Origin of the sequence: Tolypothrix sp. PCC 7601, assembly GCF_025677855.1 — a bacterium.
GTDB lineage: Bacteria > Cyanobacteriota > Cyanobacteriia > Cyanobacteriales > Nostocaceae > Aulosira > Aulosira diplosiphon.
Map to the genome: position 1 here is coordinate 2845818 of NZ_CP064879.1, position 13531 is coordinate 2859348.

General features: G+C 41.6%; 12 protein-coding genes. 3 read left to right on the top strand and 9 right to left on the bottom strand.

What is annotated here, in order from left to right:
- Nucleotides 1–122: 122 nt before the first annotated feature.
- The 6 genes from HG267_RS11870 to HG267_RS11895 form a co-directional block, all read right to left on the bottom strand.
- Entirely contained in the window at nt 123–2261 is a 2139-nt protein-coding gene (locus HG267_RS11870; RefSeq protein WP_045869154.1) for a cation:proton antiporter, read from the bottom strand.
- A gap of 286 nt (nt 2262–2547) precedes the next feature.
- Complete coding sequence (locus HG267_RS11875) at nt 2548–3204, bottom strand: HAS-barrel domain-containing protein (RefSeq protein ID WP_045869155.1); 657 nt, start codon at nt 3202–3204, stop codon at nt 2548–2550.
- Between the two features lie 71 nt (nt 3205–3275).
- Nucleotides 3276–3470: an NAD(P)H dehydrogenase subunit NdhS gene (locus HG267_RS11880; RefSeq protein WP_045869156.1), complete on the bottom strand. Its 195-nt coding sequence runs from the start codon at nt 3468–3470 to the stop codon at nt 3276–3278.
- Between the two features lie 487 nt (nt 3471–3957).
- Nucleotides 3958–5283 (bottom strand): rod shape-determining protein RodA, encoded by a 1326-nt coding sequence (gene rodA, locus HG267_RS11885; RefSeq protein WP_045869157.1) that lies wholly within the window; start codon nt 5281–5283, stop codon nt 3958–3960.
- Nucleotides 5284–5478: 195 nt separating this feature from the next.
- Complete coding sequence (locus tag HG267_RS11890) at nt 5479–6549, bottom strand: Mrp/NBP35 family ATP-binding protein (RefSeq protein ID WP_045869158.1); 1071 nt, start codon at nt 6547–6549, stop codon at nt 5479–5481.
- Nucleotides 6550–6772: 223 nt separating this feature from the next.
- On the bottom strand, nt 6773–7297 hold the full coding sequence (locus HG267_RS11895) for a polyketide cyclase / dehydrase and lipid transport (RefSeq protein WP_045869159.1): 525 nt from the start codon (nt 7295–7297) through the stop codon (nt 6773–6775).
- A gap of 719 nt (nt 7298–8016) precedes the next feature.
- Here HG267_RS11895 and hemF point away from each other — a divergent pair.
- A complete protein-coding gene (gene hemF / locus HG267_RS11900) occupies nt 8017–9069 on the top strand; it encodes an oxygen-dependent coproporphyrinogen oxidase (RefSeq protein WP_045869160.1) in 1053 nt (350 codons plus the stop codon).
- 393 nt (nt 9070–9462) lie between these two features.
- On the top strand, nt 9463–9831 hold the full coding sequence (locus HG267_RS11905) for an STAS domain-containing protein (RefSeq protein WP_045869161.1): 369 nt from the start codon (nt 9463–9465) through the stop codon (nt 9829–9831).
- 114 nt (nt 9832–9945) lie between these two features.
- Here the strand turns inward: HG267_RS11905 and HG267_RS11910 are convergent, their stop codons facing one another.
- Entirely contained in the window at nt 9946–10542 is a 597-nt protein-coding gene (locus HG267_RS11910) for a chromophore lyase CpcT/CpeT (RefSeq protein WP_045869162.1), read from the bottom strand.
- A 296-nt stretch (nt 10543–10838) separates the two neighbouring features.
- On the opposite strand from HG267_RS11910, the gene psb29 reads away from it, so the two are divergent.
- Nucleotides 10839–11546: a photosystem II biogenesis protein Psp29 gene (gene psb29 / locus HG267_RS11915; protein WP_045869163.1), complete on the top strand. Its 708-nt coding sequence runs from the start codon at nt 10839–10841 to the stop codon at nt 11544–11546.
- A gap of 228 nt (nt 11547–11774) precedes the next feature.
- Here the strand turns inward: psb29 and HG267_RS11920 are convergent, their stop codons facing one another.
- A complete protein-coding gene (locus tag HG267_RS11920) occupies nt 11775–12140 on the bottom strand; it encodes a phage holin family protein (RefSeq protein ID WP_045869164.1) in 366 nt (121 codons plus the stop codon).
- 716 nt (nt 12141–12856) lie between these two features.
- The gene (locus HG267_RS11925) at nt 12857–13531 is read right to left on the bottom strand and encodes an ExbD/TolR family protein (protein ID WP_045869165.1); all 675 of its coding nucleotides are present in this window, start codon (nt 13529–13531) and stop codon (nt 12857–12859) included.

The following is a 13531-nucleotide window of genomic DNA, read 5'->3' on the forward strand; positions in this document are numbered from 1 at the left end:
AAGTATTGTAAGAATTAGATGTGCCAACTGTTATAACTCAGATAAAAGATAATGGGGCAAGAGATTTTTCAGTAAACACATAAAAATTTATAAAATCGTGCTACAAGCAATCTCTGGTATTTTTACATAACCGATGTAGTACTGGGAATCCCAGTTGGAAGCGGTACTGCGTGAGTACGTTGTGGCTCTCCCAGCATAATAATTGAGCAAGTTAATTGTCTGGCTAATTGAGTTGTAACATCACTAATGGCTAATCCACCAGGACTGGTGCGATTGCGTGTAAAAGGTAGCACAACTAAATCATACAAGCGTGCTGCTTGTAAAATGGCTTGAGCTACATTTTCATGGGCGATAATTTGAATTTCTGGGGGATTGGGCACAGCCAATTTAGATACTATTGCAGCAAGATGCGATCGCCTGGCGGCAATTTTGCTGGAACTGGTACGTCGTTCGCATACATTGAGTACAGTTACTTGAGCTTGATTGGCATCTGCCAACAATTGAGCAAAATGTACAGGCTGTAACGTTGGTGCCATTAAGTTTTCTACGGGAACTAAAATCCGTTGGATTTTTTTAGGAGAGTCTACTAAACGAGTAACAGCAACAGGACAATGGGATGCCCAAAGAACGTTATCAATTACGTTACCAAATAAACGCGCTCTTAACCCAGTACGTTTACCCCAACCCATGACGATCAAACTAGCCTTTTGTTCGCGAGAGGCTCTGCTAATTCCCTGAGCAAAAGCATCATCGATTCGCAGTAATGGCTCTGCAGTTACACCTAAAGCTTGGCTTTGTGCTGTGGCTTTGGCGAGCAAACGCTCGCTCCTGTGTAAAGATACTTCTAACTGTGGTGCATCCATGTTAGCCGCAGCAGTGGCGATCGCTAAGGGTATAATTCTGCCATTGGCTTGGCGGGCCAATAATGTTGCTAATTCTATTAAATACTGCTGCGTTTGGGGATTGTATACCGGTACAACTATAGTAAAAGCAGTCCCAGGATCTGAGGTTTGCTGCTCTGGTTGGTTTGTTATTGCTGGTTCTGTAACTGTTGCAGAAGCTAAACCCACCGCTACCCGACTAGTAATTAAGGGCCCCAAGGTTGATGTAACTAGCATCACCGCCACAACACTATTGAATACTTCCACTGGCAATAATTCAGCCCGATACCCAACTAGGGTTGCTGCTAATGTTGTACCTACCTGGGGAATTGACAGCGACCACATGGTGAGAATTTCTTGCCAATTATAGTGGTATAGCAATTTCGCCAATAAAGCCGCAATAAATTTGCTAACAATCACACTGAACACCAACAATACTGTTAATTGCAGATTGGTAGTGCTGTGAATAAAGTTGGGCAGATCAATTAGTAACCCCAGGTGAACGAAGAAAATGGGAATGAATAGGACACTACCAACAAATACTACTTTTTCTTTGACTGGGCCTTCCCCTAAAACTTCATTCACCGCCAAACCTGCTAAGAAGGCTCCAATAATTTTTTCGACTCCAATCAATTGAGCGCCAACAGCAGCGACAAACACAGTCAGCAGCACAAATAAAAATTGGTTTCCCTCTTCACCACCAGAACGCCGAAAAAATTCTTTACCCACCCAATCGAAGCCGACTAACACGACAACAGAGTAAATAATTAACCAACCCAACAAAGTAAGTAGCTTTGCTAAATTAAATACTCCTAGAGGTGAAGCAGAAGCAATACAGAGAGCTAATATGAGCAAAGCGCCAATATCAGTAAAAATTTTGGCTCCAATGGTAACTGTAACAGCTTCATTTTTCACCACTCCCAGCCGGCTCAGAATGGGATATGCCAAAAGCGTATGGGAGGCAAATAAAGAGCCAATTAATATTGATATCACCCAATCAAAGCCAAAAATTCGCCCGGTAAGGGTGCCCATGATTAAGGGGAAGCTGAAGCTGAAGCTAGCAAAACCGAAAGAACGATTTTTTCTTGGCTGGAAATGTTCTATGTCAACTTCTAGTCCAGCTACAAATATTAGGTAAACTAAGCCAATATCTGCTAGCAGGTTAATTGTCTGTGATTCTGTCTGGAATAAATTCCAACCAGAAGGGCCAAGTACTACCCCAGAGAAAACCAAACCTACTAAACCTGGTAATCTCAGGCGCTCAAATAAAATTGGCACCACTAAAATAACTACCAGCAAAATAGCGAAGGGAACAATTGGTTCCTTGCCAAGAACTTGGGAGGTTGGTTCTAATGCTAGAACTTGTGAAATGAGTTCCATAGGTAGAACTGGAAAGGGCTATGGTGAAGCTGCGATTACCTTAAAAGCAATCGACCGATCTATATAACTGCAAAAGCTACCAGGAGTAGAAATTAAAAACAACCTTAACTTTAATGATTGGGGATTGGGGAACTCGGGGTCCCCTCTGGGGATAAGGGGTAATGGGGATTGGGGATTAGGTATTGGGTACTGGGTACTAGCAAAGTACAGACGCGATTAATCGTGTCTCTCCAACTTTGGGAGATTAGCCAAAATCATCCTGGTATAGGTAATTGATAATGGCTACCTATGGGTGAACCTGGCTTAAAATGAACCGCAAGCGATCGTAGTCATCTTTTAACAGAGTGCTGAGGGTTCTTCCAGCTTTGATTAACCATTTACGGTCAGCCTTGCGTAACTGGTAAACCTCTCGAATAGCCGCTGCTGCCAAAGACTCGATAGGCGCACCTTTGATAGAAAGTATTGTCTGTAAAAAATCTAGTTCTTCAGTGAAATGAATAATTTTTTCCGCATCACAGCGATAAACTGCCTGATGAATTTGCGGAGGTCGAGGTGGTAAATACTGGTATACTCGCTGATTATAACCTTCAGTCTGAGAAGGCTGTTCAAAACCCACGATCGCAGCCCGAAATTCGGTTTTCAGCATGGCAAATATTTGGGGTTGTTCTTCTCGCAAATCTTGCAATGAAAGCCCTAAAGCTACTGCACGATGTACGGAATCTATGGGCATAGTGGTAGCATGATACACCACTGCATAAATTTGGTTGCCCGATTCTTCATCTGTGGAACAAACCCAACTACCAAAAGGTGGCATAGGGGGAAAACTTAAGTCTTCCGGTTCCAAACACTGTGCCAAAAATTCAGTAGTGGTAGTTTCAATAACCTCAGCAATGTGATGAGGATGGCGATCGCCTGTGGCAAACTGTGGTAAAGGAAGGCGCATAATCTCAGGATGAAAGATAAAAGATGAAGTATGAATTTTTATCTTTCATACTTCATACTTGATGCTTTGTGTTATTTCCCTTTTTTCTTACCTATAGTCTCTACAACTTCTAATTCCGGCAAGCGGAAGGTAACTAATTTATCCCAGTTACCGCCTTCAAACAGCACAGCTACCTTGCCATCACTTACCCTTTGTACCAACCCTTCATAGCGATAATAGGTATCTGCGGGGTTCTTAACGCGAACAGTTGCTCCAGGCAGGATCATGATCTTTATCCTCGCTTATTTCCTGTTATATAGCTTAATACTTGTCATTGGTCATTTGTCATTTGGGATTTGTCATTGGGGCATGGGGGAGGCAGTGCGTTGCGGAGGTTCCCTCCGTTGTAGCAACTGCCGTCATGAGGCATGGGGCATTGGGCATTGGATAATTAAGTAATGGAAATTTCTTTCCTGCTTCATCTCCATCCTTATGGCTTGACCATGCCAATTTTAGATTTGAAATTTAGGATGCGTGGATTGTTTCTGGTACAAGCCCCGCTTCTTGTCGAGTAGTGGCGCGGGAAAACAAATCTCAAATCGTCAATCTCAAATCCCCAAGCTGTATCCGCTTATGGCAGAGCGTCAATCTCAAATCCGTCTTGAAAAGTTTGCTCAACGGGGGGAACCCCCCGCAACTTTTGTCTTCTCTACGAGAGGCTGCGCCAACGACACGCTACGCGAACGCAAAATCCAAAATCCAAAATTGTTTGACTCATAAATAATATTTCTGGCGTTGGCGGAAGTTTGCTACGGATTCTACGATTCCTAAAGAGATGAAGTTTGTCAGCATAGCAGAACGTCCGTAACTCATCCACGGTAGGGGAATACCAGCTACAGGTGCTAAACCCACTGTCATGCCAACGTTCACAATCAACTGAAATACAATCATTGACAAAACACCAATCGCCAACAAAGAACCAAAGTTATCTTTGGCTGTTTGCGCTACGTGTAACAGGCGTAGGCAGATGAAACAGAAGACGAAGAGTACTACTAAGCAGCCAATAAAACCAAATTCTTCACCTACGGCAGAGAAAATGAAGTCTGTATGCTGTTCGGGTACGAAGTTGAGTTGAGTCATCGGCCCCTTAAACAGTCCCCATCCCCAAATTTCACCAGCACCAATGGCAATGCGAGATTGAATCAGGTGATATCCAGCTCCTAAAGGATCATGTTCGGGGTTGATAAATACGCTCAGTCTGTCTTTTTGATATTCTTTGAGGACATGGTTCCAGGCAAAAACCCCTAATTCACCGCCCAGCATATTCAGCACCCATGCACCTATAGCGCCCAAATTAAATTTGCGCCAAGGGAGAGTCTGCCAGCCCACAATACCCATTGCCCCTGCCCAACATAAGCCTAAGGGACTGAAGGTTAGGTCTTTAAGTTGTTCAAAAAGAACTATTGGTTCTGATAAGGGCCAAGAAATACTAAATAAAATAGCCGCGACTACTGGCGAAATCATCAGGATTAACCAGCCTGGGTTAGCATTTGCCCAATACAACATCCCTAAGACGATCGCACCAAATACCATTGATGTTGCCAAATCAGGTTGTAAAAATACTAATCCCCAAGGAACAGCACTAATTAGCAAAACGCGGAAAACACTATCGAGACTAGAAGCTGTGCGTTTATGTAGCAAAGCCGCCAGAGTAATAATTATCCCAATTTTGGCAAACTCTGAGGGTTGGACGTTAAAACCTGCAATATTAATCCACCTTTGCGCCCCTTTAGCGCTAGTACCAGCTATCATGACAGCAATGAGGCTAAAGTTGGTCAGTCCATATGTTACCCAATGCCACTGAAGCAGATTTTCGTAACGGGTACGAGCGATAAACAATGCAATAAATGCACCAATAGTAGCTACTAGCCAATGCCACCACCAGTCCGTGACTGGTTGTTTGAGTTCCGTACTGAGAATCATCAGCCCGCCAAATATACTGACGGCGACAGGCAAACAAAATAGTAACCAGTCTACTTGCTGCCAAGGTTTAACCCAATACTTCCAACGAATTTTGGGGAGCGAACTTTTTAACAACATTGTGTGAGTTTAGACTTTAACTGTTAAATTTTAATTTAGTGACTAAAGAAGTATGAAGCGTTAAGTAGAAGCTAGGAATTATCAGCTAGATATGTATTAATTTTATACTTCATACTTGCTACTTCGGCTTTGACTTTGCCTACTAAAATCTGTATTCCTAGGCTGTAGCCCAGGAACCAGACAAAATTGTAATTCTTATGTCAATGCTGCAACTGATACTTTACCAGCGATGGATAAGGCGATCGCACTTAGTGCTTTTGCAGAAGCAGAATTTGGCTCGGCTACAACAATCGGTACGCCGCTATCACCACCAATTCTTGTAGATATCTCCAGGGGTACACATCCTAACAATGGGACTCCCAGTTCGGCTGCGGTTTTTTCGCCACCGCCAGAACCAAAGATATCGTACTGTTTATCTGGCATATCTGGAGGAATAAAATAGCTCATATTTTCCACGATTCCTAGTACTGGGACGTTCATCTGCTGGAACATCCGCAATCCTTTACGTGAGTCTAAGAGGGCAACATTTTGGGGTGTAGTAACAATTACTGCCCCTGCCATCGGTACTGCTTGGGCTAAAGTTAACTGAGCATCCCCAGTTCCGGGTGGCATATCTACAAGTAGATAATCTAATTCGCCCCATTCTACTTGATAGAGAAACTGACGGATGACTCCATTTAACATTGGCCCCCGCCAAATTACTGGCTGATCTCGGTCAATTAAAAAGCCCATAGAGACTAATTTAACGCCGTGATTAAATGCTGGTTCGAGGATTTCGCCTTTCTCGCTAGGACGTACAGTAATTTGGGCATCAGCTAGTCCCAACATGGTGGGATCGTTGGGGCCATAAATATCAGCATCAAGTAAGCCAACTTTTGCCCCTGTTTGTGCTAAAGCGACTGCAACATTCACAGCAACGGTACTTTTACCCACGCCACCTTTGCCACTAGAAATCGCAATAATATTTTTTACCCCAGTTATACCAGTGCGATCAGGTAGGTTTTTTTGCTGGGGTGTTTCTGCTGTGACTTCGACAGTAACATCTGTAACACCAGGGAGTTTTTTCACAGCCTTTTGGCAGTCTTCAACAATAAACTCCCGTAAAGGACAGGCGGGTGTGGTTAACACTAAAGTGAAACTAACCTTGCCACCATCAATTTTGACGTTGCGAATCATATTCAGTTCTACCAGACTTTTTTGCAGTTCTGGGTCTTGAACTGGTCGCAACACATCTAACACCGAGCGAGCATCGAGAACATCGTACATAAAAATTCAAAATTTAAATTTCAAAAAGAAGAAATCCATTTGTGGCAAGTATCTTAACTAGTAACTGGATACCTTAATTGTGCTGCGATCGTTGTAATAAATCTTAAAAAAAATACATAGTTTATTGATGGTAAATATTCTCTTTGTTGATGGATTACTCAATAGGTGTTTGTGATTTCTGATCCCCCTCATCCCCCATTACCCATTACCAAATCCTCAATTTCTAAAAATCAAAACAACTGTCATTAATGGACTTTTTCTGGCTAGAAACTGCCTGTAATGCAGCTTTCTCTACTGCTTCCACTAAAGAACGAGCCACGCGATCAACATAGGGACGAGACAAAGACCAAATTAGAGGTGACAACCAACCACGTAGTGTCACAGAATAAGATAAACAAGTACCACACACCGTTGACTCTACTCGGTAAGTTATACGTTCCTCAATCCCAGGCAGGGCCAAAACTCTGATACTCAACATTTCTCTGGGATTGACACGTTCTACAAAAATCCGAATTGGAATGGGCGAAAACCGAGTTACTGCCTGGAAAATTAAGCCTGGTTTGGGTACTAATCCATAAGGTACATTTGTACTTTTGAGTAAAGGGTGCCAAGAAACGTCTGTGAAGTTTACCACCTGTTGCCAAAGTTCATCTACAGATGCAGAACTGATCTCTCGATATGTCCGCACCAGCGAAGCGCAAAATCGGCGACGTTTCTGATTGATGAATTTGGATAAACAACTTCGCATTTGCCTAATCCTCCTAGCTACAGACTTTCTGGGAACTCTGGCATGGTGGGCAATTTTGGTTAGCCCTCGACTTCAAATCATTGCTGAGTGGGATTTTCGAGTAATGACTGGATACTCAAAACTGTCATATTCCCTGCTCTAGCTGATACGGCATAGTGTTACTGTCTTTTAACTCAGCACTCAGCAACGCCAGTTGCTACAAAGGAGGGAACCCCAACGGACAGTTTGCTCAAGTCGGGAAACCCGCCCACGCAACTGTCCTCCGCAACGCACTGGCTCCTCAGCACTTTTAACTCAGACTTTTCATTCAAACTTTCTCAAAATGGCCCTAAACATAGCAAGCCCCATAGGTCGCAGACGCTAGTACGATGATAGAGAGATTACACCGCCTTGTTGTGGAACACAATTCGGGATTAGGTGTTCTAGTTGTGACCATTCCAGCCAAAACTATTGATGTCTCAAGGTTGAGAGTGTTTGCAACTAATTTGCCAGAGTCTTGTGTAAATACCAGATGTTGTCATCAAAAAAATTCAAAAAAAAACCTTCGTCAATATACAAGCCTATACGCATTTGAGGGACAATAAACTCTAGTCTTGCTAATCAATCGTATAAATGCTTGACAAGTAAGAAAAAAGCAAATTTTAACCAAGTGTTTGGTCAGAAATTTTAATTTAAAAGTTTCTGATTGTTTGGAAATTGTAATTTAGGTTCGGGAATCTATGTTGATCAACTCGCAAACCCCTACTTTGGCCGTAGACTCATCTAAGTTTCTCCCACCAACTGACGCGAAACTTAGAGTTAGTCAGTTTATGAAACAGCTACAAGACGAAATTAGTAAAGCTTTGGCTAATTTAGATGGTGTAGCTAATTTTCACGAAGATAGTTGGGAACGGCCAGAAGGTGGTGGAGGGCGATCGCGTGTTCTGCGTGATGGTGCAATATTTGAACAGGCTGGTGTAAATTTTTCTGAAGTTTGGGGTTCCCATTTACCACCTTCCATTTTGACCCAACGTCCGGAAGCGGCTGGACATGGTTTTTATGCCACAGGAACTTCTTTGGTTTTACACCCGCGTAACCCCTATGCACCAACTGTCCATTTAAATTATCGCTATTTTGAGGCAGGCCCAGTCTGGTGGTTTGGTGGTGGTGCGGATTTAACACCTTACTACCCTTTTGCTGAAGACGCGCAGCATTTCCATAAAACACTGAAGCAGGCTTGCGATCAACATCATCCAGAGTATTACCCTGTCTTCAAGCGCTGGTGTGATGAATATTTCTACCTCAAGCATCGCAATGAGACAAGAGGTGTAGGCGGTCTATTCTTGGATTATCAAGATGGTCAAGGTGCTTTATATCGCGGCCCTAACCCCAATGGGGAAGCAGCTATTTATAGCAACCAGGTAGGAACTTTACCACAAAGAACTTGGGAAGAATTGTTTGCTTTAGTACAAAGCTGTGGTGCAGCTTTCTTACCAGCTTATTTACCAATTGTAGAACGCCGTCATAGCACTGAATATGGCGATCGCGAACGGAATTTCCAACTCTATCGCCGAGGAAGATATGTAGAATTCAACTTGGTTTACGACCGAGGTACAATTTTCGGACTCCAAACCAACGGACGTACAGAATCGATTCTTATGTCGCTACCACCGTTAGTACGTTGGGAGTACGGGTATCAACCAGAAGCTAATACCCCAGAAGCCGAATTGTACGAAACTTTCCTCAAGCCTCAAGATTGGATAAATTGGACACCCAATCATACTGCGGATTAAGGGTTGTGGAGTTCTAGTTTTCTCTGTAAATCTCAGGTATCAATCTGCAAGAATCAACGAAGAAAGTCCGTATTTAGGGCTTTGCATCTGTGATTCTGCTATTTTCCGCCTTTGGAAATTCAAGACGTGTATCTGGACACTCAGCACCATTTTAGTGAGTTAAACTACTAAAGATAACCACCTAGTAAAAATAGGTGACATTTTTAGCTGTTGCTTGTTAATCTCAAGTACAGGATTAAATTTTTCTGTTAATGGTGAGTCAATTAATTTACTAATTTTGCTGGCATCATCCCAGTAATGGAACAAACGTCCCAAACAAGTAAGTCTTTTGACTCGCCAATAACAGCTTTAAATACGTAGTTAACTCTCAAAGGACTGCCACAGGGAGGCTAAGTGATTCAGATAGAGCAGAAAACCTATATAACCCAGGATGGTAACACCGTTATTGTCTTGGCACCGACAGGGCGCTTGGATATCACCACCGCCTGGCAATTTCGCCTGAAGTTACAGGAATGTATTTCCAAACTCAGTCGCCATGTAGTTGTGAATCTTAGTCAGGTCAACTTTATTGATAGTTCTGGACTAACTTCTTTAGTCGCTGGTATGCGTGATGCTGATAAACTTAAAGGCAGTTTCCGCATCTGTAACGTACACACAGAAGCCAAACTCGTCTTTGAAGTAACGATGATGGATACTGTCTTTGAAATCTTTGAAACAGAAGAAGAAGCTTTAGAAGGTGTACCTCGGAGCATCGCTAGTTAAAACAGTGCTGAGTTATGAGTCATAAGTACTGAGTTGGAGAAATTTCCCCAACCGAAAGTAACAAAGGTAAATTATCTTACCTTTGATGTTACTTATTCCTTTAGTAGTCACCACTCAGTACTGCTCTCGCTTAGTGTAGCGATAAGGGCCTAAGACTGCGCCCCAAGTAGCTTTTCCAGTTGCTGGGTCAATTCCTTTATCGTAACTGTAAAATTCTGTTGCAGAGGCTTCAAAACCTAAAGAAACATGGAGGGTGTTACCTAGATAGGTAAAGCTGCAATTAGTATTGGGCAGTGGGGTTGCAGCAAACTTATAACAGTTAGGGGCTATTATTTGCTGAGTAACTGAGAGGACGCAGCCTGGTAATAAATCTAATTGGCTGGCTGTTAATGTGTTGAGTAAAGCTGGATTGCGACCTGCACCGATGAAAAGGCTAGGGTCTTTAAACATATAATATTGTACTTTTACAGGTGCATCAGAGCTATGTCCTGGTTGTAAGCGTAGAATCCTTTGCCGATAAGGATTATCAAGATTCACAATACTAGCTTGTTCCGCAAACAAAGTAATACTGTCTTCTGTAAATAAATTGACTGGTCTTTGCCACATTCGGAGGTGGACATACCAAACAGGATCGGCAATGGCTTGTTCTTTATTATCAAATTCGCCAGCTAGGTACTCACCTAAAGCGATTAACTCGGGAGAAAAGCTCATAAATTTAGTTATAAAAAGTCAAATATAGTAGTTTTAAGCTGATATTAAGATATAAATCTCTGTATCAATACTAATGCTCATTTTTACTTGTTATTTCTTTGTCTTACTCAGTTGGAAAAATTTTGCACCGCAATACTCGATGGCTTGATGCCAGAGCTAAGATGAGGATGAAAATGTAAACTATAGTTAATAATGTAAAAATATTGTAAACCACTGACTCGCTAGTGGAAACCCGAACTTGGCAAAGTGGACTTTAAGCGAGAGAATAAAAACACGTCGCCCTTAACATTTTCTTTGTGAATAACGTCCGTACTGTCTCTGATACAAAGCGAACATTCTACTCTGTTCACACCCGTCCAATCAACACGATTTATCGTCGGGTAGTGGAAGAGTTGATGGTGGAAATGCATCTGCTGTCAGTAAATGTCGATTTTAGCTACAATCCGATTTATGGCTTGGGCGTTGTCACAACCTTTGACCGGTTTATGCAAGGCTACCAACCAGAACGGGATAAGGAATCGATTTTTAGTGCCTTATGTCAGGCTGTAGAGCAAGACGAGCAACGCTACAGGCAAGATGCTGAAAGATTGCAAGGTATAGCTGAAAGCTTGCCAGTAAATGATTTAATTGCGTGGCTGAGTCAAAGTACTACTTTAGATAGAGATGCTGACTTGCAAGCGCAATTGCAAGCGATCGCCAATAATCCTAAATTTAAATACAACCGCTTATTTGCAATTGGTTTATTTTCGTTATTGGAAATTTCCGATCCTGAATTAGTCAAAGACGAAAAGCAGCGCAACGAAGCTCTGAAAAAGATTGCTAGTGGCTTGCATCTGTCTGATGATAAATTCACTAAGGATTTGGATCTTTACCGATCTAATCTCGATAAAATAGCACAAGCGCTAGTAGTAATGGCGGATATGCTCTTAGCCGATCGCAAAAAACGCGAACAGCGCAAGCAACAATCAACTACTACTGTTGCTCCTCCTAGTACCAACGAATAGTATATAGTAAAACTATTTTCGATTTTGGATTGACCCCGACCATCAGGTTACGGGGTTTGTATGTTTTAGATTCGAGTCAAACGATTTTGGATTTTCGATTGATTCCACAGATAAATCTAGGGGCTTGTACCATCAAGTAACTATTGGTTAATAGTAAATAACTCGAATGCTATCGACTGCGAACTAGGGACTTTTGTTCAGCGAGTATTTTTCACTTCAGATTAATCGCTATACACCCAATAATCGGTAAATTAAATTGTTGATGATAGTGAGTGCAAACGCTCCTAATATGGCACTCCAAATACCGAAGCGTAAGCGAAAACCTTCCACTAACCAAGCAGCAATACTAAAACAAACAACGGCGACCATAAATGTAAACAAGCCGGATAACATATCTAATGTCAGCAGACTGGGTAATACAAAAGCGAGTCCGAGAATTGGTCTTACTAATGCTGTTACAATGCCGAGAACTGCTGCTGAAAGTAATGCTTTATCGGGAGTATCAATTTCTACTCCCAAAGGTAGCTTACTAATAATCAACAAACTGATAGATGTTACTATCCAAACAACTACAATTTTCCAAATTTCACTCATTTCCACAACCCTGAAAATGCTAATGGCGATAGGAATTGAAATGAAAAAGTGCTGAGTCTCGAGCTAAAAATACTAAGCTATTACCCATTTAAGTTGCACATTCTTGCATTAATTTAGGTCTATCTTGGCTTGGTAATGCTAGTCTAATCAACTTGGAAAGCCAGCGTCATGAACTAGCCACTTTCTATTCAAGAAAGAGCTATCTTAATGAGTAAATATGCAAGATAAACCTGTTTTAACTTAATAGGCTGTGTCATTCATCTCGATGAGTTCGTAATGAGTTAGCCTTGTGCTAAAAATTTCAAGGTTCAAGAACTGATTACGAACTTATTTACCCCCACCAAGACTACAAACAGACGAATAAATACTCAGTCTAATGGGAAACAATTTTTGAAAATCAGCTTACTATTTCTAAATTAGCAGAGTTTTTTTATTTCGGAAAAGTTTATTTGGAATATTTTTAGTTTTAAGCTGTATATCATGCAAGTTGCATCATTAAATTTTGGATGTTGACGGTTGACGGTTGACAGTTAACCGTTATTAATCCTAGAGTTTCATTAGTGAATTTGTAATTTAAAAGGCTAGTAATTGCTTAGTTATAAAAATAGTAAAAATATTAGTATAAAATTAAATACGTGACAGTTTAAGTAATACAAAAAATAAATTATCTAAATAATCAGTAAGGTGCGTTACTTAATTAACGCACCATTTGCAGATCATCTTGCAGGAGTAGAAGTGCTTGTTCCTGGTGCTACATTTCTGTTGGGTGTTGTGGCATTGGGCGCAATCTGAAGATTTTGACCAGTTTGAGGCGAAGTAGGTGCTGTGGGTAAGTTAGGATTAACATTACCTTGAGGATTGATGTCTGGGACTGGTGCAGTATTTGGTACAGGATTAGCACCAGGGTTAGTGGGAAAAGCTGGAATGCCAGGAAGAGTAGAATTAGTAGGTGTTTGAGATTGGTTTGGTATAATTCCCAAAGAGACGCGATCGCCTCCTACTTGGCGAAGTAAGTCTAAGGTTTCGATGACATCGTTGTATGTTGCTGTCCGTGATGCATTCAGTACTAAAACGCCATTAGGGTTTTGTTGAACATAATTCTTTAAAATTGCTGCTAATTGGTCTCGTCTGACCATTTGTTTTTCCACATATGTTTGACCAACAGCGTCAACAGTTACAGGTAAGATATTGCTATTGCCCTGTAACGCCGCAGTCGGTGATGTACCAGTGTTAGCTTTAGGTAAATCTAGATTAATGGCATTAATTGCTTCTTGGCGCGTGAATTGCAAAGCCGCCAACAAAAAAAATGTCAGAATACAAAAAACGACATCTATCAAGGGAATAAGTTGAATTTGAACTTCTTCAACTGGAGTATGTAAATTTATTTTCAT

Coding starts and splice junctions, on each gene's coding strand:
- HG267_RS11910 (WP_045869162.1), bottom strand. CDS start 10,542: ATGAGCTTTTCTCCCGAGTTAATCGCTTTAGGTGAGTACCTAGCTGGC.
- HG267_RS11875 (WP_045869155.1), bottom strand. CDS start 3,204: ATGCGCCTTCCTTTACCACAGTTTGCCACAGGCGATCGCCATCCTCAT.
- HG267_RS11895 (WP_045869159.1), bottom strand. CDS start 7,297: ATGCGAAGTTGTTTATCCAAATTCATCAATCAGAAACGTCGCCGATTT.
- HG267_RS11925 (WP_045869165.1), bottom strand. CDS start 13,531: ATGAAAATAAATTTACATACTCCAGTTGAAGAAGTTCAAATTCAACTT.
- HG267_RS11920 (WP_045869164.1), bottom strand. CDS start 12,140: ATGAGTGAAATTTGGAAAATTGTAGTTGTTTGGATAGTAACATCTATC.
- hemF (WP_045869160.1), top strand. CDS start 8,017: ATGTTGATCAACTCGCAAACCCCTACTTTGGCCGTAGACTCATCTAAG.
- HG267_RS11880 (WP_045869156.1), bottom strand. CDS start 3,470: ATGATCCTGCCTGGAGCAACTGTTCGCGTTAAGAACCCCGCAGATACC.
- HG267_RS11870 (WP_045869154.1), bottom strand. CDS start 2,261: ATGGAACTCATTTCACAAGTTCTAGCATTAGAACCAACCTCCCAAGTT.
- rodA (WP_045869157.1), bottom strand. CDS start 5,283: ATGTTGTTAAAAAGTTCGCTCCCCAAAATTCGTTGGAAGTATTGGGTT.
- HG267_RS11890 (WP_045869158.1), bottom strand. CDS start 6,549: ATGTACGATGTTCTCGATGCTCGCTCGGTGTTAGATGTGTTGCGACCA.